General features: G+C 68.8%; 34 protein-coding genes and 1 pseudogene. 1 reads left to right on the forward strand and 34 read right to left on the reverse strand.

What is annotated here, in order from left to right:
• Nucleotides 1-19: 19 nt before the first annotated feature.
• Nucleotides 20-682 carry an SDR family oxidoreductase gene (locus tag E4P38_RS10920; protein WP_135131847.1) on the forward strand — a complete coding sequence of 221 codons (663 nt, stop codon included), beginning with the start codon at nt 20-22 and terminating at the stop codon, nt 680-682.
• A gap of 4 nt (nt 683-686) precedes the next feature.
• Here E4P38_RS10920 and truA read toward each other — a convergent pair whose 3' ends face one another.
• From truA to fusA, 34 genes and pseudogenes are all read right to left on the reverse strand, one after another.
• Nucleotides 687-1,559, reverse strand: coding sequence for a tRNA pseudouridine(38-40) synthase TruA (truA, locus tag E4P38_RS10925; protein WP_348633790.1), 873 nt, complete (start codon nt 1,557-1,559; stop codon nt 687-689).
• Nucleotides 1,540-2,289 (reverse strand): 50S ribosomal protein L17, encoded by a 750-nt coding sequence (rplQ, locus tag E4P38_RS23970; RefSeq protein WP_135131849.1) that lies wholly within the window; start codon nt 2,287-2,289, stop codon nt 1,540-1,542. The genes truA and rplQ overlap by 20 nt, the downstream gene beginning before the upstream one ends.
• A 201-nt stretch (nt 2,290-2,490) precedes the next feature.
• Nucleotides 2,491-3,555 carry a DNA-directed RNA polymerase subunit alpha gene (locus E4P38_RS10935; protein ID WP_135131850.1) on the reverse strand — a complete coding sequence of 355 codons (1,065 nt, stop codon included), beginning with the start codon at nt 3,553-3,555 and terminating at the stop codon, nt 2,491-2,493.
• A gap of 164 nt (nt 3,556-3,719) precedes the next feature.
• Nucleotides 3,720-4,346, reverse strand: a complete 627-nt coding sequence (gene rpsD / locus E4P38_RS10940) for a 30S ribosomal protein S4 (RefSeq protein WP_135131851.1) — start codon at nt 4,344-4,346, stop codon at nt 3,720-3,722.
• 35 nt (nt 4,347-4,381) lie between these two features.
• On the reverse strand, nt 4,382-4,789 hold the full coding sequence (rpsK, locus tag E4P38_RS10945) for a 30S ribosomal protein S11 (RefSeq protein ID WP_135131852.1): 408 nt from the start codon (nt 4,787-4,789) through the stop codon (nt 4,382-4,384).
• Nucleotides 4,790-4,899: 110 nt separating this feature from the next.
• Nucleotides 4,900-5,274: a 30S ribosomal protein S13 gene (gene rpsM, locus E4P38_RS10950; protein ID WP_135131853.1), complete on the reverse strand. Its 375-nt coding sequence runs from the start codon at nt 5,272-5,274 to the stop codon at nt 4,900-4,902.
• 14 nt (nt 5,275-5,288) lie between these two features.
• Nucleotides 5,289-5,402 (reverse strand): 50S ribosomal protein L36, encoded by a 114-nt coding sequence (gene rpmJ, locus E4P38_RS10955; RefSeq protein ID WP_135131854.1) that lies wholly within the window; start codon nt 5,400-5,402, stop codon nt 5,289-5,291.
• Between the two features lie 72 nt (nt 5,403-5,474).
• The gene (gene infA / locus E4P38_RS10960; RefSeq protein WP_012950459.1) at nt 5,475-5,696 is read right to left on the reverse strand and encodes a translation initiation factor IF-1; all 222 of its coding nucleotides are present in this window, start codon (nt 5,694-5,696) and stop codon (nt 5,475-5,477) included.
• A gap of 230 nt (nt 5,697-5,926) precedes the next feature.
• Entirely contained in the window at nt 5,927-6,730 is an 804-nt protein-coding gene (map, locus tag E4P38_RS10965; protein WP_135131855.1) for a type I methionyl aminopeptidase, read from the reverse strand.
• 77 nt (nt 6,731-6,807) lie between these two features.
• Nucleotides 6,808-7,413 carry an adenylate kinase gene (locus tag E4P38_RS10970; protein ID WP_135131856.1) on the reverse strand — a complete coding sequence of 202 codons (606 nt, stop codon included), beginning with the start codon at nt 7,411-7,413 and terminating at the stop codon, nt 6,808-6,810.
• Entirely contained in the window at nt 7,413-8,723 is a 1,311-nt protein-coding gene (gene secY, locus E4P38_RS10975) for a preprotein translocase subunit SecY (protein ID WP_135131857.1), read from the reverse strand. The genes E4P38_RS10970 and secY overlap by 1 nt, the downstream gene beginning before the upstream one ends.
• 122 nt (nt 8,724-8,845) lie before the next feature.
• Nucleotides 8,846-9,289 (reverse strand): 50S ribosomal protein L15, encoded by a 444-nt coding sequence (gene rplO / locus E4P38_RS10980; protein ID WP_135131858.1) that lies wholly within the window; start codon nt 9,287-9,289, stop codon nt 8,846-8,848.
• A 14-nt stretch (nt 9,290-9,303) separates the two neighbouring features.
• The gene (gene rpmD, locus E4P38_RS10985; protein ID WP_135131859.1) at nt 9,304-9,483 is read right to left on the reverse strand and encodes a 50S ribosomal protein L30; all 180 of its coding nucleotides are present in this window, start codon (nt 9,481-9,483) and stop codon (nt 9,304-9,306) included.
• Between the two features lies 1 nt (nt 9,484).
• Nucleotides 9,485-10,117 (reverse strand): 30S ribosomal protein S5, encoded by a 633-nt coding sequence (gene rpsE / locus E4P38_RS10990; RefSeq protein ID WP_135131860.1) that lies wholly within the window; start codon nt 10,115-10,117, stop codon nt 9,485-9,487.
• A 31-nt stretch (nt 10,118-10,148) separates the two neighbouring features.
• Complete coding sequence (rplR, locus tag E4P38_RS10995) at nt 10,149-10,562, reverse strand: 50S ribosomal protein L18 (RefSeq protein ID WP_135131861.1); 414 nt, start codon at nt 10,560-10,562, stop codon at nt 10,149-10,151.
• The gene (gene rplF, locus E4P38_RS11000; RefSeq protein ID WP_135131862.1) at nt 10,562-11,101 is read right to left on the reverse strand and encodes a 50S ribosomal protein L6; all 540 of its coding nucleotides are present in this window, start codon (nt 11,099-11,101) and stop codon (nt 10,562-10,564) included. Before rplF ends, rplR begins: the two co-directional genes overlap by 1 nt.
• A 14-nt stretch (nt 11,102-11,115) precedes the next feature.
• Nucleotides 11,116-11,526, reverse strand: coding sequence for a 30S ribosomal protein S8 (gene rpsH, locus E4P38_RS11005; RefSeq protein WP_135131863.1), 411 nt, complete (start codon nt 11,524-11,526; stop codon nt 11,116-11,118).
• Nucleotides 11,527-11,680: 154 nt separating this feature from the next.
• Nucleotides 11,681-11,866 carry a type Z 30S ribosomal protein S14 gene (locus E4P38_RS11010; protein WP_135131864.1) on the reverse strand — a complete coding sequence of 62 codons (186 nt, stop codon included), beginning with the start codon at nt 11,864-11,866 and terminating at the stop codon, nt 11,681-11,683.
• A gap of 17 nt (nt 11,867-11,883) precedes the next feature.
• The gene (rplE, locus tag E4P38_RS11015) at nt 11,884-12,438 is read right to left on the reverse strand and encodes a 50S ribosomal protein L5 (protein ID WP_245160957.1); all 555 of its coding nucleotides are present in this window, start codon (nt 12,436-12,438) and stop codon (nt 11,884-11,886) included.
• Nucleotides 12,439-12,473: 35 nt separating this feature from the next.
• The gene (rplX, locus tag E4P38_RS11020) at nt 12,474-12,788 is read right to left on the reverse strand and encodes a 50S ribosomal protein L24 (RefSeq protein ID WP_135131947.1); all 315 of its coding nucleotides are present in this window, start codon (nt 12,786-12,788) and stop codon (nt 12,474-12,476) included.
• A gap of 56 nt (nt 12,789-12,844) precedes the next feature.
• Nucleotides 12,845-13,213, reverse strand: a complete 369-nt coding sequence (gene rplN, locus E4P38_RS11025; protein WP_135131866.1) for a 50S ribosomal protein L14 — start codon at nt 13,211-13,213, stop codon at nt 12,845-12,847.
• A 218-nt stretch (nt 13,214-13,431) separates the two neighbouring features.
• The gene (rpsQ, locus tag E4P38_RS11030; RefSeq protein WP_029340042.1) at nt 13,432-13,722 is read right to left on the reverse strand and encodes a 30S ribosomal protein S17; all 291 of its coding nucleotides are present in this window, start codon (nt 13,720-13,722) and stop codon (nt 13,432-13,434) included.
• The gene (rpmC, locus tag E4P38_RS11035; RefSeq protein WP_093578194.1) at nt 13,719-13,952 is read right to left on the reverse strand and encodes a 50S ribosomal protein L29; all 234 of its coding nucleotides are present in this window, start codon (nt 13,950-13,952) and stop codon (nt 13,719-13,721) included. Before rpmC ends, rpsQ begins: the two co-directional genes overlap by 4 nt.
• Nucleotides 13,952-14,368 carry a 50S ribosomal protein L16 gene (gene rplP, locus E4P38_RS11040; protein WP_135131867.1) on the reverse strand — a complete coding sequence of 139 codons (417 nt, stop codon included), beginning with the start codon at nt 14,366-14,368 and terminating at the stop codon, nt 13,952-13,954. Before rplP ends, rpmC begins: the two co-directional genes overlap by 1 nt.
• A 3-nt stretch (nt 14,369-14,371) precedes the next feature.
• The gene (gene rpsC, locus E4P38_RS23530; protein WP_135131868.1) at nt 14,372-15,346 is read right to left on the reverse strand and encodes a 30S ribosomal protein S3; all 975 of its coding nucleotides are present in this window, start codon (nt 15,344-15,346) and stop codon (nt 14,372-14,374) included.
• A 143-nt stretch (nt 15,347-15,489) separates the two neighbouring features.
• Nucleotides 15,490-15,837: pseudogene (gene rplV, locus E4P38_RS11050) on the reverse strand (50S ribosomal protein L22); the annotation flags it as partial.
• Nucleotides 15,838-15,857: 20 nt separating this feature from the next.
• Nucleotides 15,858-16,139, reverse strand: coding sequence for a 30S ribosomal protein S19 (rpsS, locus tag E4P38_RS11055; RefSeq protein WP_135131870.1), 282 nt, complete (start codon nt 16,137-16,139; stop codon nt 15,858-15,860).
• Between the two features lie 23 nt (nt 16,140-16,162).
• Nucleotides 16,163-16,996: a 50S ribosomal protein L2 gene (gene rplB / locus E4P38_RS11060; RefSeq protein WP_135131871.1), complete on the reverse strand. Its 834-nt coding sequence runs from the start codon at nt 16,994-16,996 to the stop codon at nt 16,163-16,165.
• A gap of 54 nt (nt 16,997-17,050) precedes the next feature.
• Nucleotides 17,051-17,353, reverse strand: a complete 303-nt coding sequence (rplW, locus tag E4P38_RS11065; protein WP_135131872.1) for a 50S ribosomal protein L23 — start codon at nt 17,351-17,353, stop codon at nt 17,051-17,053.
• Nucleotides 17,350-18,291 (reverse strand): 50S ribosomal protein L4, encoded by a 942-nt coding sequence (gene rplD / locus E4P38_RS11070; RefSeq protein WP_135131873.1) that lies wholly within the window; start codon nt 18,289-18,291, stop codon nt 17,350-17,352. The genes rplW and rplD overlap by 4 nt, the downstream gene beginning before the upstream one ends.
• Entirely contained in the window at nt 18,288-18,953 is a 666-nt protein-coding gene (gene rplC, locus E4P38_RS11075) for a 50S ribosomal protein L3 (protein ID WP_135131874.1), read from the reverse strand. The genes rplD and rplC overlap by 4 nt, the downstream gene beginning before the upstream one ends.
• Nucleotides 18,954-18,968: 15 nt before the next feature.
• On the reverse strand, nt 18,969-19,274 hold the full coding sequence (gene rpsJ / locus E4P38_RS11080) for a 30S ribosomal protein S10 (RefSeq protein ID WP_014377994.1): 306 nt from the start codon (nt 19,272-19,274) through the stop codon (nt 18,969-18,971).
• Between the two features lie 102 nt (nt 19,275-19,376).
• On the reverse strand, nt 19,377-20,570 hold the full coding sequence (gene tuf, locus E4P38_RS11085) for an elongation factor Tu (RefSeq protein ID WP_135131875.1): 1,194 nt from the start codon (nt 20,568-20,570) through the stop codon (nt 19,377-19,379).
• Between the two features lie 75 nt (nt 20,571-20,645).
• Nucleotides 20,646-22,742 carry an elongation factor G gene (gene fusA / locus E4P38_RS11090; RefSeq protein WP_135131876.1) on the reverse strand — a complete coding sequence of 699 codons (2,097 nt, stop codon included), beginning with the start codon at nt 22,740-22,742 and terminating at the stop codon, nt 20,646-20,648.
• Nucleotides 22,743-22,792: the final 50 nt, after the last annotated feature.

Consider the following 22,792-nt stretch of genomic DNA (forward strand, 5'->3'; position numbering starts at 1 on the left):
CGGCGGGTAGATCTCTCGCATGCGCATCGCCATCGCCGGGGCCCACGGGCAGGTCGCCCGCCGTCTCGGCCGCCTCCTGTCGGGCCGCGGGGACACCGTCGTCGGCATCGTCCGCAACCCGGCACACACGGCCGATCTGACCGAGGACGGCACCACCCCGGTGGTGCTGGACCTCGAGACGGCCTCGGTGGACGACGTGGCGCCGGTCCTCGAAGGCGCGGATGCGGTCGTCTTCGCCGCGGGTGCCGGTCCCGGCAGCGGCGTGGAGCGCAAGCACACCGTGGACCACCGCGCCGCGGTCCTGCTGGCCGACGCCGCCGAACGGGCCGGGGTCCGTCCGTACGTCCTGGTCTCCTCGATGGGCGTCGAGCAGGCGCGGCTGGGGACTCCTCGCGGGATGGACCCGGTCTTCGCCGTCTACCTGCAGGCCAAGCTGCGCGCGGAGGACCAGATCCTGCCCCGCCCGGGCCTGGACACCACGATCGTCCGCCCCGGGAGCCTCACCGACGACCCGGGCACCGGCCGGGTCACGCTGGGGCACGGCATCGGGTCCGGGGAGATCCCGCGCGACGACGTGGCGGCCGTGCTCGCGGAGATCCTGCGCGCCGGCAAGATCAACGACGTCGTAGAACTGACCAGCGGCCCGACCCCGATCGCCGAGGCTGTCGCCGACCTGCCGTGACCTGTCAGCCGCGGCGGGCGCGGGTGACCAGCGTGCGGGCCGCCAGGTCGTGCTCCGCCGGGTAGTCGACGGCGACCAGCGTCAGCCCGTGGGCGGGCGCCACGGGCACGTCACTGGCCCGCTCGGTCCGCGGGAGGAGCCCGGCCGGCCACTCGAGGGGCCGACGGCCCTCCCCGACGGCCAGCAGCGAGCCGACGAGGCTGCGGACCATCGAGTGGCAGAACGCGTCGGCCGACGCGCGCACCTCGATCAGGCCGCCGGAACGGACGACGTCGAGGGCGAGCAACGTCCGGATGGTCGTGGCACCCTCCCGGCGGCGGCAGAAGGCGGCGAAGTCGTGCTCGCCGAGCAGCAGGCCCGTCGCCAGCGCCATGTCCTCGGAGTTCAGCGTCCGCGGCCAGCCGACGGTGTCCGCACGGCGCAACGGCGCCGGGCCGGCCGGGTCGTCGGTCAGGCGGTAGACGTAGTGGCGCCCGAGCGCGCTGAAGCGGGCGTCGAAGTCCGGGTGCGCCTTCGTCACGGCCGGTACGGCGATGTCGGGGGGCAGCACCCCCCGCAGACGGCGGACGAGGCGGTGCTCCTGCTCCTGCCACAGCTCGCGCGGGACATCGCAGTGGGCGACCTGGCCGGTCGCGTGCACGCCGGCGTCGGTACGGCCGGCCACGGTCAGGTCGACGTCGGTCCGGAGCACCGTGCTCAGGGCCCGCTCGAGGTCGCCCTGCACGGTGCGCTCGTCGGGCTGGCGGGCCCAGCCGTGCAGGGCCGTGCCGTCGTAGCTGACGTCCAGACGAAGACGGACGAGCCCGCCACCGTCGTCGGTGGCGGGCTCGTCCGGGACGTGCAGGTCCTTCAGGGTCTTACTTGGGGTCGGGCGCAGCCTCGCCGCCGGGAGCGTTCAGGCTCTCGGTGGCGGCGTCGCCGGTCTCCGCGGCGTTGATCTCGGCCGCAGCGGCCTCGGCCAGCTCCGGCGAGACGTTGTCGCCCTCGACGACGACACCGTGCTGCGCGTTCGGCTCCGGGGTGACGTCGCCGTCGTCCTGGCGCTCGCCGTCGGGCACGAAGACGTCGGTGACGACCTCCTGCGGCTCGTCGTCGCCGGCGGCCGGCGCGGCCGCCTCGGTGTCGGTCTCGGCGATCTCGACGGCGTCGGCGGTGACCTCGCCGGAGGCGGCGGACGCGCCGGCACCCGTGGCGGCGAACTTCGTGCCGCGCGCACGCTCGGCCTCACCGACGGCCTGCTGGCTCACGGTCAGCGCCTCGACCAGCTCGATGACCGCCATGGGGGCGTTGTCGCCCTTGCGCGGACCGACCTTGGTGATGCGGGTGTAGCCACCGGGGCGGTTCTCGTAGCGAGGACCGATCTCGGCGAAGAGGGTGTGGACGACGTCCTTGTCACGGATGGTCGTCATCACCTGGCGGCGGGCGTGCAGGTCACCGCGCTTGGCGAAGGTGACGAGCTTCTCGGCCAGGGGACGCAGGCGCTTCGCCTTCGTCTCGGTGGTCGTGATCCGCCCGTGCTCGAACAGCGAGGTGGCCAGGTTGGCCAGCATCAGCTTCTCGTGCGCAGGGGACCCGCCGAGACGGGGGCCCTTGGTGGGGGTGGGCATGTCGGTCCTTCCTCAGGCCGCCGGCAATGGCTGCGCGGCTGCTTCCGTGGTGGTGCGTCGTCCGGGTCGTGCGGTACTGCTTCCGTTCAGTGTGGCTGCCCGGAGGGCGGTGCCGGACGGCGGGTTCCCCCGCCGCCCGGCTGGCCCCGCTGCAGGTTCCCGCCGCGAGCCTGCGAGCGGTGGGGGCAGCGGGGCCCTCTTTCAGAGCTGCTCGGTCTCCTGGAAGGAGGTGTCGCTGTACTCGACGTCGGAGTACTCAGGCGTTCCCTGGTACGCGTCGGTCTCGTAGCCCTCGTCGTAGCTCTCGATCGACGTGGGGATGAATCCGGGCGGGCTGTCCTTGAGCGCGAGGCCCATGGCGGCCAGCTTCATCTTGACCTCGTCGATCGACTTGGCCCCGAAGTTCCGGATGTCCAGCAGGTCGGCCTCGGAGCGGGTGACGAGCTCACCGACGGTGTGCACGCCCTCGCGCTTGAGGCAGTTGTAGGACCGGACGGTGAGGTCCATGTCCTCGATCGGCATCGAGAAGTTCGCGATGTCGGCGGCCTCGGCCGGGCTGGGCCCGACCTCGATGCCCTCGGCGTCGACGTTCAGCTCGCGCAGCAGGCCGAACAGTTCGACCAGCGTGGAGCCGGCGCTGGCGATCGCGTCACGCGGCGCGATCGACGGCTTGCTCTCGACGTCGACCACGAGGCGGTCGAAGTCGGTCCGCTGCTCGACGCGGGTGGCCTCGACGGCGTAGGTGACCTTGAGGACCGGCGAGTAGATCGAGTCCACCGGGATCCGGCCGATCTCCTGGCCGGGCTGCTTGTTCTGCGGCGCCGGCACGTAGCCGCGGCCGCGCTCGACGACCAGCTCGATCTCGAGCCGGCCCTTGCCGTTGAGCGTGGCGATGTGCAGCTCGGGGTTGTGCACCTCGACACCGGCCGGGGGCGCGATGTCGGCGGCGGTGACCTCGCCGGGGCCCTGCTTGCGCAGGTACATGGTCACCGGCTCGTCGGAGTCGGAGCTGACGACCAGGCCCTTGAGGTTCAGGATGATCTCGGTGACGTCCTCCTTGACGCCCGGCACGGTGGTGAACTCGTGCAGGGTGCCCTCGATCCGGATGCTGGTGACAGCAGCGCCGGGGATCGAGGAGAGGAGCGTGCGGCGCAGGGAGTTGCCGAGCGTGTAGCCGAAGCCCGGCTCGAGCGGCTCGATCACGAAACGCGAACGCGATTCGGTGATCGTCTCTTCGGTGAGGGTGGGGCGCTGAGCGATGAGCATGGTGGTTCTCCTTCAGGTCCTCCGGCACCCGCCATATGACGCCGTGAGGTGGTGGTGCCGACGGGGCGGACATCTGTCCGCCCGCCCCGCCGTCGTGCAGTCTCTGGCCCCCTGCAGGGTCCCAGCGCGAGCGTGCGAGCGGTGGGGGGCAGGGGGTCCTTTCGTTACTTCGAGTAGAGCTCGACGATCAGCTGTTCCTGGACCGGGGTGTCGATCACCTGACGCGCCGGGATGCTGTGCACGAGCACCCGCAGCTGGCTGCTGACGACCTCGAGCCACGCCGGGATCGGACGCTCGCCGGCCCGGGCCTGGGCGATCTCGAACGGCAGCATCGTGCGCGACTTCTCGGCCACCTCGATGATGTCGTTCTCGCTCACGCGGAAGGACGGGATGTCGACCTTGCGGCCGTTGACCCGGATGTGGCCGTGACGCACCAGCTGGCGCGCCATGTCACGGGACTCGGCGAAGCCGGCCCGGTAGACCACATTGTCGAGGCGCGACTCCAGGATCTGGAGCAGAACCTCGCCGGTCTTGCCGGTCTTGCGGTTGGCCTCTTCGTAGTAACCGCGGAACTGCTTCTCCAGCACGCCGTAGATGCGGCGGGCCTTCTGCTTCTCGCGAAGCTGGAGCAGGTACTCGCTGTCCTTGGTGCGGCCACGGCCGTGCTCGCCCGGCGGGTAGGGCCGGATCTCGATCGGGCACTTCGGGGACTCGCACTTGCTGCCCTTGAGGAACAGCTTCATCTTCTCGCGCCGGCACAGGCGGCAGTCGGCTCCGGTATAGCGGGCCACGTCAAATACTCCTAGATCGTCTCGTCAAGGACCGGTCAGACCCGGCGGCGCTTCTTGGGGCGGCAGCCGTTGTGCGGCTGCGGCGTCACGTCCTGGATCTGGCCGACCTCGAGGCCAGTGGCCTGCAGCGACCGGATGGCCGTCTCGCGACCGGAGCCCGGGCCCTTCACGAAGACGTCGACCTTGCGCATGCCGTGCTCCTGCGCCTTGCGCGCGGCGCTCTCGGCAGCCATCTGCGCCGCGAACGGCGTGGACTTGCGCGAGCCCTTGAAGCCGACGTGGCCGGCGGAGGCCCAGCTGATCACGTTCCCGTTCGGGTCGGTGATCGACACGATCGTGTTGTTGAACGTGCTCTTGATGTGCGCGGCGCCGTGGGCGACGTTCTTCTTCTCCTTGCGGCGGACCTTCTTGGCACCAGCCGCGGTGCGAGCCCTGGGAGGCATGTCTCTCCGGTCTGTGTCTGTGTTCGTGGCCTAGGTCGTGCAGGTGGTGCTAGGGCGCCCCGTCGGTCCGGCCCTACGGACTCAGCGAGAGGAACGCCGACGTGCTGAGATCAGCGAGCCTTCTTCTTGCCCGCGATCGTCTTGCGCGGGCCCTTGCTCGAGCGCGCATTGGTCTTGGTGCGCTGACCGTGGACGGGCAGTCCGCGACGGTGCCGGATCCCCTGGTAGCAGCCGATCTCCACCTTGCGGCGGATGTCGCCAGCAACCTCACGGCGCAGGTCACCCTCGACGCGGAAGTGCTCGTCGATGTAGTCACGCAGCTTCAGCAGGTCCTCGTCGCCGAGGTCCTTGACGCGCAGGTCGGGGCTGACGCCCGTCGCCGCAAGGGTCTCCTTGGCGTGGGTCTTGCCGATGCCATAGATGTAGGTGAGCGCGACCTCCATCCGCTTCTCGCGGGGGAGATCGACGCCGGCCAGTCGTGCCATGTTCAGGTACTCCCTCAGCCCTGGCGCTGCTTGTGCCGGGCGTTGTCGCAGATGACCATGACCCGGCCGTGCCGGCGGATCACCTTGCACTTGTCGCAGATTCTCTTCACCGACGGCTGGACCTTCACCGGTGCCGCCCCTCATTCCTGTCGATCGTGTGCCGGCCGCTGGTCTGCCCTGGGCAGACGCGGACCGAGCGATTACTTGTAGCGGTAGACGATGCGACCGCGGGTCAGGTCGTAGGGCGAGAGCTCCACGACCACGCGGTCCTCGGGCAGGATGCGGATGTAGTGCTGCCGCATCTTGCCGCTGATGTGGGCGAGCACCCGGTGCCCGTTCTGCAGTTCGACCCGGAACATCGCATTGGGGAGCGGCTCGACGACGCGACCCTCGACCTCGATGGCCCCGTCCTTCTTCGCCATGCCCTGTACGCGCTCCCTGACTCGGTGGTACTCGTTCCGCCTGCGCCCACGGGAGAACCCGGACGGACGCAGTCGGTGGTTGCAGAACAGATGGTGCAGACGCTCTCGCGAGGGCGCTCCAGGTCATGCGGCCACAGCACAACCACGGAACGGCGCGAACGCCGTCGTTCACTGTACCCCGGCCTCTCACCGGCCACCAACCCGCCTCCGGGTGACGGCCGTCATGGCCGCTAGCTGCGGGCCGTGACCCCGAACGGGGCGAGGCCCGCGATGCCGCCGTCCTCGGCGGTGAGGACCCAGGGACCCTCGGGCGTGATGGCCACGGTGTGCTCGAAGTGTGCGGCGCGGGACCCGTCCTTGGTGACGACGGTCCAGCCGTCCTCGAGCTCGACCGTCGCCGGGTCGCCCACGGTCACCATCGGCTCGATGGCCAGGGCCAGCCCGGGGACCAGCTTCGGCCCGCGGCCGGGACGCCCGTAGTTGAGCACGTGCGGGTCCTGGTGCATCTCGGTGCCGATGCCGTGGCCGCCGTAGTGGTCGACGATCCCGTACGGGTGGGACTCGGCGGTGATCGTCTGTTCCACGGCGGCGCTGATGTCGGTCAGCCGGCCGCCGGCGATCGCCTTCGCCAGGCCCGCCCACATGGAGCGCTCGGTGACCTCGAGCAGCGCGGCGTCCTGGGCCGACGACTCCCCCACCGTCACCGTCACCGCGGAGTCGCTGTGCCAGCCCTGCAGGATCGCCCCGCAGTCGATGGAGATGTTGTCGCCCTCGGCCAGCCGGCGGTCGGGGTCGGGGATCCCGTGCACGATCTCGTGGTTGATCGACGCGCAGATCGTGCCGGTGAACCCGTGGTAGCCGAGGAAGTTCGGGATCGCGCCCTTGGACCGGATGTGGTCCTCGGCGACCGCGTCCAGCTCGCCGGTGCTGACACCCGGGCGGACTGCCGCTTTGACCGCAGCGATGGCTCCCGCCGTCACCAGCCCGGAGGCCCGCATCAGCTCGATCTCGTGCGCGGTCTTGATCTGGATCATGCGTCCACTCCACTTCGCGAGCAGCGGGAGACGGGCGCGGAGACCGGGATAGCGTCCGGCCACGACTGGCCCGCCCCTCAGTCCGCGCTCGGCTGCCCGGCGTCGTCCACGCCCAGCGCCTTCAGCGCCCGGGCGGTGACCTCCTCGACCTCACCGATCGCGTCGATGCGGGAGAGCAGGCCTGCTGCCTCGTAGAAGCCGGAGAGAGGTTCGGTCTGTTCCCGGTAGACCTGCAGCCGATGCCGCACGGTCTCGGGCTTGTCGTCGTCGCGCTGGATCATCTCGCCGTCGACGAGCATCCGGCGGCCGGAGAGCCGGCGGACCAGCTCGTCCTCGTCGACCACGAGCTCGAGCACCCGGTCGAGGGAGTGGCCGAGCTCGGCGAGCGACTCGCGCAGCTGCTCCGACTGGGGGATCGACCGGGGGAAGCCGTCGAGCAGGAACCCGGCCTTGGCATCGGGCTCGGCGAGCCGGTCCTTGACCATGGCCACGGTGATCTCGTCGGGCACGAGATCCCCGGCGTCCAGGTACTCCTTCACCTTCAGCCCGAGCTCGGTCTTGCCGCTCACGTTCGCCCGGAAGATGTCGCCGGTGGAGATCGCCGGCACGTTCAGCTTGCCGGCGATGATCTGCGCCTGGGTGCCCTTGCCTGCTCCGGGGGGGCCCAGCAGCACGACGCGCACTACTTCAGGAACCCTTCGTAGTTGCGCTGATTGAGTTGCGTCTCGATCTGCTTCACCGTCTCCAACCCCACTCCGACCATGATCAGCACCGCGGTCCCGCCGAACGGGAAGTTCTGGTTCTGCCCCGACTGCGTGATCGACAGGAACAGGTTGGGCAGGACGGCCACCGTGCCGAGGTACAGCGAACCCGGGAGCGTGATCCGCGACAGCACGTACTGCAGGTACTCCGCGGTCGGGCGGCCGGGACGGATGCCGGGGATGAAGCCGCCGTAGCGCTTCATGTCGTCGGCCCGCTCCTCCGGGTTGAACGTGATCGACACGTAGAAGTACGTGAAGAAGACGATCAGGCCGAAGTAGAAGGCGACGTGGACGGGACTGCTCTGGTCGATGATGTAGTTCTCGAAGAACTGCCGCACCGGGCCCGTCTCGTTCCCCTGCAGCTGGGTGATCAGCTGCGGCAGGTAGAGCAGCGACGAGGCGAAGATGACCGGGATGACGCCGGCCTGGTTGACCTTCAGCGGCAGGTAGGTCGACGTGCCGCCGTACATGCGGCGGCCGACCATCCGCTTGGCGTACTGGACGGGGATCCGCCGCTGGGCCTGTTCGACGTAGACGACGACGCCGATGATCAGGACCGCGATGACGCAGACGACGGCGAAGACGACGCCGCCGCGGGTCTGCAGGATCGAACCGCCCTCGGCCGGGATGCGTGCCGCGATCGAGGTGAAGATCAGCAACGACATGCCGTTGCCGATCCCCTTCTCCGTCAGGAGCTCGCCGAGCCACATGATCATGGCTGTGCCGGCGGTGAGGGCGATGACGAGGACCACCGTCGTCCACACCGACTCCGACGGGATGATCGAGTCGGGGCAACCGGGGAACAGCTGGCCGCTGCGGGCCAGGGCGATGATGCCCGTGCTCTGCAGGATCGCCAGCGCGATCGTCAGGTAGCGGGTGTACTGGGTCAGCTTTGCCTGACCCGACTGCCCTTCCTTCTTCAGCTGCTCGAACCGCGGGATCACGACGACGAGCAGCTGCACGATGATGCTGGCCGTGATGTACGGCATGATCCCGAGCGCGAAGACGCTCAGGCGCAGCAGCGCACCGCCGGAGAACAGGTTCACCAGCGAGTAGATGTCGCGCTGGTCGGAGGCCTGGGCCTGCTCGAGGCAGTTGTTGATCGCCTCGACCGACACACCCGGCCCGGGGACTGACGCACCCAGCCGGTAGACGGCGATCATCGCCAGGGAGAACAGCAGCTTGCGCCGGAGGTCTGGCGTCCGGAACGCCGCGGCGAACGCCTGCAGCACGTGCCCTCCCCTTATCGGTCGAGTGAGTGTAAGGACCACCCTGCCCCCCACCACTCGCAGGCTCGCGGCGGGCCCCTGCAGGGCGGCCGTCAATCCTGCCTGTGGTGAGGGGCAGAGGTCCTTCAGATGCGGGTCGTGCTGCCTCCGGCCGCGCCGATCTTCTCGGCGGCGGACGCGGAGAACGCGTGCGCGTGCACGTGGACCTCGACACCGCCGAGATCGCCGGTGCCCAGGACCTTGACCGGCTGGTTGCGCCGGACGGCGCCGGCCTCGGCCAGGCTGTCCGGGTTGATCGAACCGCCCTGCGGGAACAGCGCCGCGATCCGGTCGAGGTTCACGACCTGGAACACGATCTTGTTGTTGTTCTTGAAGCCCGAGAGCTTGGGCAGCCGCATGTGCAGCGGGGTCTGCCCACCCTCGAAGCGGGCGGAGGTGTTGCCGCGCGCTCCGGTGCCCTTGGTGCCGCGACCGGCGGTCTTGCCCTTGGAGCCCTCACCACGCCCGACTCGCGTCTTCGGGGTGTGGGCGCCGGGGGCGGGACGCAGGTGGTGAACCTTCAGAGTCATGGTGTGTCAATCCCTCATACTTCTTCGACGCGCACGAGGTGCGGCACCGTCGCGACCATCCCGCGGATCTCGGGACGGTCCTCCTGCACGACCGAGTCGTGGATCCGCTTCAGGCCGAGCGAACGCAGCGTCTGACGCTGGTTCGGCTTGGTGCCGATCCCGGACTTGATCTGGGTGACCTTGATCTGTGCCATCTCAGGCTCCCTGGCCGGCACGCGCACGGAGCATGGCGGCCGGGGCGACGTCCTCGAGGGGCAGACCACGGCGGGCCGCGATCTCCTCGGGGCGGACGAGGTCCTTCAGCGCCTGCATCGTGGCGTGCACGATGTTGATCGGGTTCGAGGACCCGAGACTCTTGGAGAGCACGTCGTGGATCCCGGCGCACTCGAGCACGGCACGCACCGGGCCACCGGCGATGACGCCGGTACCGGGGCTGGCCGGCTTGAGCAGCACCACACCGGCCGCCGCCTCACCCTGCACCGGGTGGGGGATGGTGCTGGCGATGCGCGGCACGTTGTAGAAGTGCTTCTTGGCCTCCTCGACGCCCTTGGCGATCGCCGCGGGCACCTCCTTGGCCTTGCCGTAGCCGACGCCGACCTTGCCGTCGCCGTCACCCACGATCACCAGGGCAGTGAAGCTGAAGCGCCGACCGCCCTTGACGACCTTGGACACGCGGTTGATGGCAACCACGCGCTCGATGTAGTTGCTCTTCTCGGCGGGCGCGCCTCCGGGGCCCCGACCGCCGTCGCGGCGGTCGCGGCGGTCGTTGCCGCCGCCGGCGCCACCGGCACCGCCGGCGCCACCGCCGCGTCGCTGTGGTCCTGGCATCAGACGTCCCTCTCGATCAGCTTGTCAGTCATCAGAAGTCCAGCCCGCCCTCGCGGGCCGCATCGGCCAGGGCGGCGATCCGCCCGGCGTACCGGTTGCCGCCACGGTCGAGGACGACCGCAGTGACGCCGGCGGCCTTGGCCCGGTCGGCGATCAGGGCGCCGACCTGGCGGGCCAGAGCGGACTTGTCGCCGTCGGCACCACGCAGGCCGGCGTCCATCGTCGAGGCGCTGGCCAGCGTGCGGCCGGCCGTGTCGTCCACCAGCTGCACGTGGATGTGCCGCGCGCTGCGGTTGACCACCAGGCGCGGACGCTCCGGCGTACCGGAGACGCGCTTGCGCAGCCGGTTGTGGCGACGCAGCCGCGAGACGCGGCGCGCCGTGCTGATGTCGGTGCCGACGGGCTTGCGGGCCCCGGCCTTCTCGTTCTTAGCTGCCTGAGCCATCACTTGCCCGTCTTCCCGACCTTGCGCTTGACGACCTCGCCCTGATACCGCACGCCCTTGCCCTTGTACGGGTCGGGCTTGCGGATCTTGCGGATCTTGGCGGCGACCTCGCCGACTTGCTGCTTGTCGATCCCGGTCACCCGCAGGCGGGTCGGGGACTCGACCGCGAAGGAGATCCCCTCGGGGGCCTTCACCGGCACCGGGTGACTGAAGCCCAGGGCGAACTCGAGGTCCGAGCCGCGTGCCTGGACGCGGTAACCGACACCGACGATCTCGAGGGTCTTGGTGTACCCCTCGGTGACGCCGGTGATCATGTTGGCGATCAACGTGCGCGAGAGGCCGTGCAGGGCCCGGCTCTGCCGCTCGTCGTTGGGCCGCTGAACCTTCAGCGTGCCGTCCTCGTCGCGCTCCACCGTGATGGGCGCGGCGACCGTGTGGCTCAGCGAGCCCTTGGGGCCCTTGACGTTGACCGTCTGACCGTCGATGGCGACGTCCACGCCGGTGGGCACGGGGATCGGGAGTCGTCCGATTCGTGACATCTTCGCTCGCTCCGTTACCAGACGTAGGCGAGGACTTCCCCACCCACGCCCTTCTTGTTCGCCTGCTTGTCGGTCAGCAGCCCGGTGGAGGTCGAGATGATCGCCACGCCGAGACCGCCGAGCACCTTGGGCAGTGCGGTGGACTTCGCGTACACCCGCAGACCGGGCTTGGAGACCCGCCGGACACCGGCGATGCTCCGCTCACGGTTGGGGCCGTACTTCAGGTCGATCACGAGCTGCTTGAAGGTGCTGCCGTCCTTCTCGATGTCGTTGACGGTCCAGCCGGCGATGTAGCCCTCCTGCTGGAGGATCTCGGCGATCTTCGTCTTCAACTTCGACGACGGCATGGCCGCTGCGTCGTGGTACGCCTGGTTGGCGTTCCGCAGCCGCGTCAGCATGTCCGCGATCGGGTCGGTCATCGTCATGGTGTGGTGCCTCTCTCGCCGCGGTTCCGCACGTTTCCCGGTGAGACGGTGGTCGTGGGCCTATCGGCGAACGGTGGAGCTGTGGTGCGGCCCGGGCAAGTGCCCCGGCCGGTGGTGACGTGCTGGATCGGCCCCGTCCGGAGGACGGGGTCCTTCACCAGCTGGACTTGCGGACGCCCGGGAGCTCCCCGGCGTGCGCCATCTCCCGCAGGCAGATCCGGCAGAGGCCGAACTTGCGGAAGACCGAGTGCGGGCGACCGCACCGCTGGCAACGGGTGTAGCCGCGAACCTTGAACTTCGGCTTGCGGTTCGCCTTCTCGATCAGAGCCTTCTTGGCCATTGGTTTCTCCTACCGGCTCAGCGGATGGTGGCCACGACGGGCTGACCGGCGAAGGGGAACCCCAGCTGGCGGAGCAGCTCGCGGCCCTCGTCGTCGTTCGTGGCGGTGGTGACCAGCGTGATGTCCATGCCGCGCTGCCGGTCGATCCGGTCGACGTCGATCTCGCGGAACATCGACTGCTCGTTGAGACCGAAGGTGTAGTTGCCGTGGCCGTCGAACTGCTTGGCGTTGAGGCCACGGAAGTCACGGATACGGGGCAGGGCCAGCGACAGCAGCCGGTCCAGGAACTCCCACATGCGGTCGCCGCGGAGGGTGACCTTCGCGCCGATCGGCATGCCCTCGCGCAGCTTGAACTGCGCGATGGACTTGCGGGCCCGGACGACGGCCGGCTTCTGACCGGTGATCGCGGTGAGGTCGCGGACGGCGCCGTCCATCAGCTTGGCGTCGCGGGTGGCCTCGCCGACGCCCATGTTGACGACGATCTTCGTCAGCCGCGGGATCTGCATGACGTTGTCGTAGTTGAACTCCGACTGCAGCGCGGGGGCGATGTTCTCGCGGTAGTTGGCGAGCATGCGGGGCAGCTCGCGGGTGGGTGCGCTCATGACGTTCAGAGGTCCTTACCGGTTCGCCGCGAGACGCGGACGTTGCGGCCGTTGTCGTCCTTGCGGTAGCCGACGCGGGTGGGCTTGTCCTCGGAGTCGATCACCATCACGTTGCTCACGTGGATGGGAGCCTCCTGCGTGACGATCCCGCCCTGCTGGGCGCCGCGCTGGGTGGAGCTGATGCGGGTGTGCTTCTTGACCCGGCCGACTCCCTCGACCAGCACGCGCTGGACCTTCGGGAAGGAGGCGATGACACGGCCCTTGGCGCCCTTGTCCTTGCCGGACAGCACGAGGACGGTGTCGCCCTTCTTGACCTTCATCGACGGCGTCTTGCCGGCGCTCTTCTTGGTGCCGCCGTTCGTGTGGGTAGCCATGATCACAGCACCTCCGGTGCGAGCGAGATGATCCGCATGAAGCGCTTGTCGCGGAGCTCGCGGCCCACGGGGCCGAAGATGCGCGTACCGCGCGGGTCGCCGGTGTCGCGGATGATGACCGCGGCGTTCTCGTCGAAGCGGATGTAGGAACCGTCGGGACGACGGCGCTCCTTCACGGTGCGGACGACGACGGCCTTGACCACGTCGCCCTTCTTGACGCCGGCACCGGGCAGCGCGTCCTTGACGGTTCCGACGATGATGTCGCCGATGCCCGCGTAGCGTCGCCCGGAACCGCCGAGCACCCGGATGCAGAGGATCTCCTTCGCACCGGTGTTGTCGGCGACTCGCAGTCGCGACTCCTGCTGGATCACGTCCAACTCCCAATTCTTGTTGTGACAGCCGGGCCGGATCGGTGAACCGGCTGTCCGGAACCCGCGTGCCGACGCACCGGCGGCGAGTGCCACCGGTGCGTCCGAAGCACGAGGTACCGGGATGCGGCGCGCACCCCCGATGAGGGTGCGATGCGCGCCAGTCGTCCAGAGTACGCGTACCGCTCTGGCTTCGTGCTACGGCCCCGGAGGGCCGCCGCTCACTTGGCCTTCTCGACGACCGTCACGAGCCGCCACCGCTTGGTGGCCGACGTCGGACGGGTCTCCATGATCTGCACGCGGTCGCCGATGCCGGCGACGTTCTGCTCGTCATGCACCTTGAGCTTCGTCGTACGACGGATGACCTTGGCGTAGAGGGCGTGCTTCACACGGTCCTCGACCTCGACGACGATGGTCTTCTCCATCTTGTCGCTGACGACCAGGCCCTCGCGCACCTTGCGGTACCCGCGACCGGCCAGGCCGGGGCCCGACGCTTCCTGGGTCTCGCTCATGCCACACCCTCATTCGGGGCGACCGAGAGACCCAGCTCGCGCTCGCGCATGATCGTGTAGATCCGGGCGATGTCGCGGCGGACGGTCTGCAGTCGCCGGTTGTTGTCCAGCTGGCCGGTGGCCACCTGGAACCGCAGGTTGAACAGTTCTTCCTTGTGCTCACGCAGCCGCGTGGCGAGCTCGTCGGCAGAGAGCTCGCGCAGCTCGGGAGCGGTCAGACCGGCGGCCATCACACTTCTCCTTCACGCGTGATGAAGCGGCACTTCATCGGGAGCTTGTGGATCGCGCGGCGCATGGCCTCGCGGGCCACGGGCTCGGCCACACCGGACAGCTCGAACATGATCCGGCCGGGCTTGACGTTGGCGACCCACCACTCCGGGGAGCCCTTACCCGAACCCATGCGGGTCTCGGCAGGCTTCTTGGTCAGCGGACGGTCCGGGTAGATCGAGATCCACACCTTGCCGCCACGCTTGATGTGACGGGTCATGGCGATACGAGCGGACTCGATCTGCCGGTTGGTCACGTAGGCGGGCTCGAGGGCCTGGATGGCGAACTCACCGAAGTTGATCGCCGTCCCGCCCTTGGCCTTGCCGCCGCGGTCCGGGTGGTGCTGCTTGCGGTGCTTGACGCGCCGTGGGATGAGCATGGCTCAGCTCTCCGTGTTCTCGGTCGCCGTGGGCTCGGTCGCCGTGGTCTCGGCGGCCGCGCTCTCGGTGGCCGTGGTCTCGGCGGCCGCAGTGGCCTCCGGACCGGCGACCTCGGCGACGGTGGTCTCGGGAGCGACCTCGCCGGAGGTCACCGCGATGACACTGTCGGGCGTGGTGCCCTCAGGAGCCTCCGCGACAGGACCGGTCGACGACTCGACCGCTGCGCGCCCGGCCTCGGTGCCGCCGGCGGTGGTGCCCGACGAGCCCGAACGACGCTGCGGGCGCTGGGCCCGCTCACGACGCTGCTGACGGTCGGCGAGCGCCTCGAGGGCCGCACGCTCGGCGCGCGAGCCACTGACGTCACCCTTGTAGATCCAGACCTTCACACCGATGCGGCCGAAGGTCGTGCGGGCCTCGTAGATGCCGTAGTCGATGTTCGCGCGGAGCGTGTGCAGGGGCACCCGGCCCTCGCGGTAGAACTCCGACCGGCTCATCTCCGTGCCGCCCAGACGCCCGGAGCACTGCACCCGGATGCCCTTCACCTGCGGGCTGCGCTGGGCCGACTGCATGGCCTTGCGCATGGCACGGCGGAAGCTGACGCGGCTGGAGAGCTGCTCCGCCACGCCCTGGGCGACGAGCTGGGCATCGGACTCGGGGTTCTTGACCTCGAGGATGTTCAGCTGCACCTGCTTGCCGGTGAGCTTCTCGAGCTCGCCGCGGATGCGGTCGGCCTCCGCGCCGCGACGGCCGATGACGATGCCCGGCCGGGCGGTGTGGATGTCGACGCGAACCCGGTCACGGGTGCGCTCGATCTCGACCTTGGAGATGCCGGCCCGCTCCATGCCCTTGGACATGAGCTTGCGGATCGCGACGTCTTCCTTGACGTAGTCGGCGTACAGCTTGTCCGCGTACCACCGGGACTTGTAGTCGGTGGTGATCCCGAGTCGGAAACCGTGCGGGTTGACCTTCTGACCCACTAGCGGGTCCCTCCCCTCGTGTTGCTCTGCCTGGAAGTGGCTGACTGATTGCCGGTCTGCTGGGTCGCCGGGCCGGACTGGCCGGTGTCCCGGCGAGCCTTGCGCGACTTCTGCGCGAGGACGTCGCTGGAGGCGACCTCGCTCACCTCGACGGTGATGTGGCTGGTCCGCTTGTTGATGCGGAACGCACGCCCCTGCGCACGCGGACGGATCCGCTTCAGCGTCGGGCCCTCGTCGACGTAGGCAGCGCTGACGACCAGTGCGGCCGGGTCCAGCTGCAGGTTGTGCTCGGCGTTGGCCACCGCGCTGGCGACCACCTTGGCCACCGGCTCGCTGGCGCTCTGCGGTGCGTAGCGCAGCAGAGCCAGAGCCTCATCGGTCGGCAGGTAGCGGATCAGGTCCACCACCCGGCGGGCCTTCATGGGAGTCACGCGGACGAACCGGGCCGTAGCCCGGGCGACCGGCGCCTCCTGTCCCAACTGGGAAGTCATCGAAATCTCTCTCTACCTGGTCAGCCCCGCCGCGAGCGGCGGTCGTCCTTGATGTGCCCACGGAAGGTGCGCGTGGGCGCGAACTCGCCGAGCTTGTGCCCGACCATCGCCTCGGTCACGAAGACCGGGACGTGCTTGCGGCCGTCGTGCACGGCGAGCGTGTGCCCGAGCATGTCGGGGATGATCGTCGAGCGACGCGACCAGGTGCGGATCACGTTCTTGGTGCCCTTTTCGTTCTGGACGTCCACCTTCTTGAGCAGGTGGTCGTCGACGAACGGGCCCTTCTTCAGGCTGCGTGGCATGTCTGTCGGACTCCTCTTCCCGCTCAGCGCTTCTTGTTGGCGCGCCGGCGGCGCACGATCATGGCGTCACTGGCCTTGCGCTTGCGCGTACGGCCCTCCGGCTTGCCCTTCGGGTTCACCGGGTGACGTCCACCGGACGTCTTGCCCTCACCACCACCGTGCGGGTGGTCGACCGGGTTCATGGCGACACCGCGGACGGTCGGGCGCTTGCCCTTCCAGCGCATGCGACCGGCCTTGCCCCAGTTGATGTTGGACTGCTCGGCGTTGCCCACCTCGCCGACGGTGGCGCGGCAGCGCACGTCGACGTTGCGGATCTCGCCCGACGGCATGCGCAGCTGAGCCAGCCGGCCCTCACGGGCGACCAACTGGACGCTGGTTCCCGCGGAGCGGGCGATCTTGGCACCGCCACCGGGACGGAGCTCGATCGCGTGGATCACCGTGCCGACCGGGATGTTGCGCAGCGGCAGGTTGTTGCCGGGCTTGATGTCGGCCGAGGGACCGCACTCGACGGTGTCGCCCTGCTTGAGCTTCGCCGGCGCGATGATGTAGCGCTTCTCGCCGTCGGCAAAGTGCAGCAGTGCGATCCGCGAGGTGCGGTTCGGGTCGTACTCGATGTGCGCGACCTTCGCCGGCACGCCGTCCTTGTCCGCCCGACGGAAGTCGATGAGACGGTAGGCGCGCTTGTGACCGCCGCCCTGGTGGCGAGCGGTGACCTTGCCGTGGACGTTGCGTCCACCGCGGCCGTGCAACGGCCGGACCAGCGACTTCTCGGGATGGTCGCGGGTGACCTCGGCGAAGTCGGCGACGGACGAGCCGCGGCGGCCCGGCGTCGTCGGCTTGTACTTACGGATGGCCATGGTTCCTCAGAGTCCCTGTCTGTTCTCTCTGGTCCGGTCAGTGGTCCGAGCGCGTCAGGCGCCCGGGCCCCCGAAGATCTCGATGCGCTCGCCAGGGGCGAGCGAGACGATGGCGCGCTTGGTGTCCTTGCGCTTGCCCATCTGCGTGCCCCGGCTGCGCTTGCGCTTGCCCTGGCGGTTGATCGTGTTCACGCCGAGGACCTTCACGTTGAAGATCTGCTCGACCGCGATCTTGATCTGGGTCTTGTTCGCCTCGGGCAGCACGATGAACGTGTACTGCCCGGAGTCGATCAGGCCGTAGCTCTTCTCGGAGATGACCGGGGAGAGCAGAACGTCCCGGGGGTCGCGGACGCTCATGCCTTCTCCTCGGTGGTCTCGTCAGCAGCCGCCGCCTTCTTGGCGGGAGCCTTCTTGGCAGCGGCCTTCTTCGCCGGCGCCTCGGCCGCAGCGGCCTTCTTGGCCGGAGCCTTCTTGGCAGCGACCTTCTTGGCCGGACCCTTCGTGGCGGCGGCCTTCTTGGCCGGCGCCTCGGCGGCGAGGTCCAGGTCGGTCGTGCCGTGGTCGAGCTCCATCGACGGGATCGCACCCGGGATGTCCGGCGTCGTGAGGTCCGGCTTCTCGACTCCGCGGCCCTTGCCCTTGGCCGGCCCGGCGACGTACTCGGCGAGCGCGGTCTCGGTGAAGACCACCTCGTCGGAGACCAGGACGTCGTAGGTGTTGAGCTGACCGGCCTCGATCAGGTGCACCTGCGGCGCGTTGCGCAGGCTCACCCAGTTGAGGACGTCCTCGCGGTCGAGGACGACCAGGACGCGCTTGGCCTGCGTCACCGCGGTGAGCGTCGCCAGGGCGGTCTTCGTCTTGGGGGCGTCGCCGTCGACGAACGCGGTGACCACGTGCACCCGGCCCTCGCGGGCCCGGTCGGAGAGGGCACCGCGCAGGGCGGCGGCCTTCATCTTCTTCGGGGTCTTCTGCGTGTAGTCACGCGGGGTGGGGCCGAACACGACACCACCACCGGCGAACTGCGGCGCGCGGGTCGAGCCCTGACGGGCGCGGCCGGTGCCCTTCTGGCGGTACGGCTTGGCGCCACCACCGCTGACCTGGCCACGCGTCTTCGTCGAGTGCGTGCCCTGGCGGGCCGCGGCCAGCTGGGCGATGACGACCTGGTGCATCAGGGAGACGTTCGCGTTGGCGTCGAAGAGCTCACCGGGCAGCGTCACGCTGCCGGAGGTCTCCCCTGCCGGGGTGCGGACGTCGACCTGGCGGTCGGTACGCGTCTCGGTGGATGAAAGCGTCACTTCTTGTCACTCCCCACGGGGCCGCCCTTGACCGCGGAACGGACGAGGAGGAGGCCACCCTTCGGGCCGGGAACAGCACCCTTGATGAGCAGCAGCCCGCGCTCGGTGTCCACCTTGTGGACGACGAGCGACAGCGTCGTCGTCCTCACGTGGCCCATGCGGCCGGCCATCTTGAGGCCCTTGAACACGCGACCGGGGGTCGACGCGCCACCGATGGAACCGGGAGACCGGTGCTTGCGCTGGGTGCCGTGCGACGCGCCGAGGCCCTTGAAGCCGTGACGCTTCATGACGCCGGCGGTGCCCTTGCCCTTGCTGGTGCCGATGACGTCGACCTTGGCCACGCCGTCGAAGACCTCGGCGGAGAGCTCCTGGCCGACCGTGTACTCGCCGGCGTCCTCGGTGCGCAGTTCCACCAGGTGCCGCCGCGGCGTCACGCCCGCCTTGGTGAAGTGTCCGCCCTCGGGGCGGTTCACCTTGCGCGGGTCGATCTCACCGAAACCGAGCTGGACGGCCGAGTAGCCGTCGACCTCGGGGGTGCGCACCTGGGTCACCACACACGGGCCCGCCTTGACGACGGTCACCGGCACGAGGCGGTTGTTCTCGTCGAAAACCTGGGTCATCCCCAGCTTCTCGCCGAGGAGACCGCGAAATGTGCTCGCCATGTCTGCTGACTGCCCTTACTGAATGTTGACGTCGACCGAGGCCGGCAGGTCGATGCGCATGAGCGCGTCCACCGTCTTCGGCGTCGGGTCGAGGATGTCGATGAGCCGCTTGTGCGTGCGCATCTCGAAGTGCTCGAACGAGTCCTTGTACTTGTGCGGCGAACGGATCACCGCGTACACGTTCTTCTCCGTCGGCAGCGGCACAGGGCCGACCACTCGTGCTCCGGTCTTCGTGACCGTCTCCACGATGCGTCGCGCCGAGGCATCGATCGCCTCGTGGTCGTAGGCCTTCAGCCGGATGCGGATCTTCTGTCCCGCCATCGCTGTCTTCTGCTCCTGCCGATCGGTGTTCGAGTAGCTGAATGGGTCTGTTGACCCGGGTGACGGGCGGCGGCCGTTGCAGGCCGCCGCCCGTCAGGGGTACTACTTGTTGATCTTGACGACGCGACCGGCGCCCACGGTGCGGCCACCCTCACGGATGGCGAACCGGAGGCCCTCCTCCATGGCGATGGGCTGGATCAGCTCGACCGTCATCTCGGTGTTGTCGCCGGGCATGACCATCTCGGTGCCGGCGGGCAGCGTGACCACGCCCGTCACGTCCGTCGTCCGGAAGTAGAACTGGGGACGGTAGTTGTTGAAGAACGGCGTGTGACGGCCACCCTCGTCCTTCGAGAGGATGTAGACCGAACCCTCGAAGTTGGTGTGCGGGGTGATCGAACCGGGCTTCACGACGACCTGGCCGCGCTCGACGTCCTCGCGCTTGATGCCGCGCAGCAGCAGGCCCACGTTGTCGCCGGCCTGACCCTGGTCGAGCAGCTTGCGGAACATCTCGACGCCGGTGACGGTCGTCTTGGTCGAGTTCTCGCGGATGCCGACGATCTCGATCTCCTCGGAGACCTTGACGATGCCACGCTCGACGCGACCGGTGACGACGGTACCGCGACCGGTGATCGTGAAGACGTCCTCGACGGGCATGAGGAACGGCTTGTCGATCTCACGCTCGGGCTCGGGGATCGCGGTGTCGACCGCGTCCATGAGCTCCATGAGCTTGTCGCCCCACTCCTTGTCGCCCTCGAGCGCCTTGAGCGCGGAGACGCGGACCACGGGGAGGTCGTCGCCCGGGAACTCGTACTCGCTGAGCAGCTCGCGGACCTCGAGCTCGACGAGCTCCAGGATCTCCTCGTCGTCGACCATGTCGGCCTTGTTCAGCGCGACGACGATGTAGGGGACACCGACCTGGCGGGCCAGGAGGACGTGCTCCTTGGTCTGCGGCATGGGGCCGTCGGTCGCCGCGACCACCAGGATCGCGCCGTCCATCTGCGCCGCACCGGTGATCATGTTCTTGATGTAGTCGGCGTGACCGGGGCAGTCGACGTGCGCGTAGTGCCGCTTCTCCGTCTGGTACTCGACGTGCGCGATCGAGATCGTGATGCCACGAGCCTTCTCCTCGGGCGCCTTGTCGATCTGGTCGAACGCCGACGCCTCGTTGAGGTTCGGGAACTTGTCGTGCAGGACCTTGGTGATCGCCGCGGTGAGCGTCGTCTTCCCATGGTCGATGTGCCCGATGGTGCCGATGTTGACGTGCGGCTTGGTCCGCTCGAACTTGGCCTTGGCCACTGGGTTCCTCTCTCCGTGTCTTTCGCAGTCGTGCGCGTGTCTAGGGGGTACGGGACGTGCTCAGGTGATGCCGGGCTACTCGCCCATGACCTTGGCGATGATCTCCTTGGCCACGTTGGACGGGACCTCGGCGTAGGAGTCGAACACCATGGTGTAGCTCGCCCGTCCCTGGGTGCGGCTGCGCAGGTCACCCACGTAGCCGAACATCTCCGAGAGCGGGACCAGCGCCTTGACGATGCGGGCGCCGGAGCGCTCGTCCATCGCCTGGATGGTTCCGCGCCGGGAGTTCAGGTCGCCGATGACGTCGCCCATGTTCTCTTCCGGGGTGACGACCTCGACGGCCATCAGCGGCTCGAGCAGGGCCGGGCTGGCCTTGCGTGCGGCCTCCTTGAAGGCGATCGAGCCGGCGATCTTGAAGGCCATCTCCGAGGAGTCGACCTCGTGGTACTGGCCGTCCAGGAGCGATGCCTTGACGCCGACCATGGGGTAGCCGGCGAGCACGCCGTACTGCATGGCGTCCTGCATGCCCTGGTCGACCGAGGGGATGTACTCGCGCGGGATGCGCCCACCCGTGACCTTGTTCTCGAACTCGTAGGTCGCGGAGTCCCCGCTCATCGCCAGCGGCTCCAGTGCGATCTGCACCTTCGCGAACTGGCCCGAGCCACCCGTCTGCTTCTTGTGGGTGTAGTCGTAGCGCTCGACGGCCTTGCGGATCGTCTCGCGGTAGGCCACCTGCGGCTTGCCGACGTTGGCCTCGACGTTGAACTCACGCCGCATCCGGTCGACCAGGATCTCCAGGTGCAGCTCACCCATGCCCGAGATGACCGTCTGACCGGTCTCCTCGTCGAGGCGGACCTGGAACGTCGGGTCCTCCTCGGCCAGCTTCTGGATGGCCGTGCCCAGCTTCTCCTGGTCGCTCTTGGTCTTCGGCTCGATCGCGACCGAGATGACCGGCGCGGGGAAGGTCATCGACTCGAGGATCACCGGCTTCTGCGGGTCGCAGAGGGTGTCACCCGTCGTCGTCTGCTTCATGCCGTTGACGGCGACGATCTCGCCGGCGCCCACGCCACCTCGCTCTTCGCGCTTGTTGGCGTGCATCTGGTAGATCTTGCCGACCCGCTCCTTGCGGTCCTTGGTGCTGTTCAGCACCGGGGACCCGGCGTCCAGCTTGCCGGAGTACACGCGGATGTAGGTCAGCTTGCCGAGGTGCTGGTCGGTCTGGATCTTGAAGGCCAGCGCCGAGAACGGCTCGTCCTCGTCGGCGTGCCGCAGGACCTCGGTCTCGCCGTCCAGCGCGGTGCCGACGATCGCCTCGATGTCGAGCGGGCTGGGCAGGTAGTCGGTGACCGCGTCGAGCATGGGCTGGACGCCCTTGTTCTTGAACGCGGAACCGGTGACGACCGGGTTGACCTGGCCGGCGATCGTGGCCTTGCGGATCGCTGCCTTGATCGTCTCGACCGAGACTTCCTCGCCGGCGAGGTAGGACTCCATGATCGAGTCGTCGTTCTCGGCGACTCCCTCGAGCAGCTTCTCGCGGTACTCCGCGGCCTGCTCGGCGAGCTCGGCGGGGATCTCCTCGATGGCGTAGTCCTCACCGAGCTTGGTCTCGCCGCGCCAGGTGAGGGCCTTCATCGTGACCAGGTCGACGACGCCGACGAAGTCGGCCTCGGCGCCGATCGGGAGCTGCAGCACCAGCGGGTTGGCGTTCAGCCGCTCGACCATCATGTCGACGCAGCGGAAGAAGTTCGCCCCGGTGCGGTCGAGCTTGTTGACAAAGCACATGCGCGGGACGCCGTACTTCTCGGCCTGCCGCCACACCTGCTCGGTCTGCGGCTCGACGCCCGCGACACCGTCGTAGACGGCGACGGCACCGTCGAGCACCCGCAGCGACCGCTCCACCTCGACGGTGAAGTCGACGTGCCCGGGGGTGTCGATGATGTTGATGTCGAAGCCGTTCCAGACGCACTTCGTCGCGGCCGACGTGATGGTGATGCCGCGCTCCTGCTCCTGCTCCATCCAGTCCATCGTGGCCGCGCCGTCGTGGACCTCACCGATCTTGTAGTTGATACCGGTGTAGAAGAGGATGCGCTCCGTCGTCGTGGTCTTGCCGGCGTCGATGTGCGCCATGATCCCGATGTTGCGGGTCTTGGCGAGCTGGGCCGCGTTGGCCATCACTTACTCCTCTTCGTTCGTGTCCGCGTGCGGGTTCCGGGGGTCGCCCG

Source organism: Blastococcus sp. CT_GayMR16 (genome assembly GCF_004570875.1).
Taxonomy (GTDB): Bacteria; Actinomycetota; Actinomycetes; order Mycobacteriales; family Geodermatophilaceae; genus Blastococcus_B.

What these genes read in the sequence shown, in the direction of transcription:
- E4P38_RS10920 (WP_135131847.1), top strand. Translation starts at nt 20, where the DNA reads ATGCGCATCGCCATCGCCGGGGCCCACGGGCAGGTCGCCCGCCGTCTC.
- rplQ (WP_135131849.1), bottom strand. Translation starts at nt 2,289, where the DNA reads ATGCCCACCCCCACCAAGGGCCCCCGTCTCGGCGGGTCCCCTGCGCAC.
- E4P38_RS10935 (WP_135131850.1), bottom strand. Translation starts at nt 3,555, where the DNA reads ATGCTCATCGCTCAGCGCCCCACCCTCACCGAAGAGACGATCACCGAA.
- rpsK (WP_135131852.1), bottom strand. Translation starts at nt 4,789, where the DNA reads ATGCCTCCCAGGGCTCGCACCGCGGCTGGTGCCAAGAAGGTCCGCCGC.
- rpsM (WP_135131853.1), bottom strand. Translation starts at nt 5,274, where the DNA reads ATGGCACGACTGGCCGGCGTCGATCTCCCCCGCGAGAAGCGGATGGAG.
- infA (WP_012950459.1), bottom strand. Translation starts at nt 5,696, where the DNA reads ATGGCGAAGAAGGACGGGGCCATCGAGGTCGAGGGTCGCGTCGTCGAG.
- map (WP_135131855.1), bottom strand. Translation starts at nt 6,730, where the DNA reads ATGATCCAGATCAAGACCGCGCACGAGATCGAGCTGATGCGGGCCTCC.
- rplO (WP_135131858.1), bottom strand. Translation starts at nt 9,289, where the DNA reads ATGACTCTGAAGGTTCACCACCTGCGTCCCGCCCCCGGCGCCCACACC.
- rpmD (WP_135131859.1), bottom strand. Translation starts at nt 9,483, where the DNA reads ATGGCACAGATCAAGGTCACCCAGATCAAGTCCGGGATCGGCACCAAG.
- rpsE (WP_135131860.1), bottom strand. Translation starts at nt 10,117, where the DNA reads ATGCCAGGACCACAGCGACGCGGCGGTGGCGCCGGCGGTGCCGGTGGC.
- rplR (WP_135131861.1), bottom strand. Translation starts at nt 10,562, where the DNA reads ATGGCTCAGGCAGCTAAGAACGAGAAGGCCGGGGCCCGCAAGCCCGTC.
- rplF (WP_135131862.1), bottom strand. Translation starts at nt 11,101, where the DNA reads ATGTCACGAATCGGACGACTCCCGATCCCCGTGCCCACCGGCGTGGAC.
- rpsH (WP_135131863.1), bottom strand. Translation starts at nt 11,526, where the DNA reads ATGACGATGACCGACCCGATCGCGGACATGCTGACGCGGCTGCGGAAC.
- E4P38_RS11010 (WP_135131864.1), bottom strand. Translation starts at nt 11,866, where the DNA reads ATGGCCAAGAAGGCTCTGATCGAGAAGGCGAACCGCAAGCCGAAGTTC.
- rplE (WP_245160957.1), bottom strand. Translation starts at nt 12,438, where the DNA reads ATGCTCGCCAACTACCGCGAGAACATCGCCCCCGCGCTGCAGTCGGAG.
- rplX (WP_135131947.1), bottom strand. Translation starts at nt 12,788, where the DNA reads ATGAAGGTCAAGAAGGGCGACACCGTCCTCGTGCTGTCCGGCAAGGAC.
- rpsQ (WP_029340042.1), bottom strand. Translation starts at nt 13,722, where the DNA reads ATGAGCGAGACCCAGGAAGCGTCGGGCCCCGGCCTGGCCGGTCGCGGG.
- rpmC (WP_093578194.1), bottom strand. Translation starts at nt 13,952, where the DNA reads ATGGCCGCCGGTCTGACCGCTCCCGAGCTGCGCGAGCTCTCTGCCGAC.
- rplP (WP_135131867.1), bottom strand. Translation starts at nt 14,368, where the DNA reads ATGCTCATCCCACGGCGCGTCAAGCACCGCAAGCAGCACCACCCGGAC.
- rpsS (WP_135131870.1), bottom strand. Translation starts at nt 16,139, where the DNA reads ATGCCACGCAGCCTGAAGAAGGGCCCGTTCGTCGACGACCACCTGCTC.
- rplB (WP_135131871.1), bottom strand. Translation starts at nt 16,996, where the DNA reads ATGGCCATCCGTAAGTACAAGCCGACGACGCCGGGCCGCCGCGGCTCG.
- rplW (WP_135131872.1), bottom strand. Translation starts at nt 17,353, where the DNA reads ATGAGCGTCCGCGACCCCCGGGACGTTCTGCTCTCCCCGGTCATCTCC.
- rplC (WP_135131874.1), bottom strand. Translation starts at nt 18,953, where the DNA reads ATGGCGAGCACATTTCGCGGTCTCCTCGGCGAGAAGCTGGGGATGACC.
- rpsJ (WP_014377994.1), bottom strand. Translation starts at nt 19,274, where the DNA reads ATGGCGGGACAGAAGATCCGCATCCGGCTGAAGGCCTACGACCACGAG.
- fusA (WP_135131876.1), bottom strand. Translation starts at nt 22,742, where the DNA reads ATGGCCAACGCGGCCCAGCTCGCCAAGACCCGCAACATCGGGATCATG.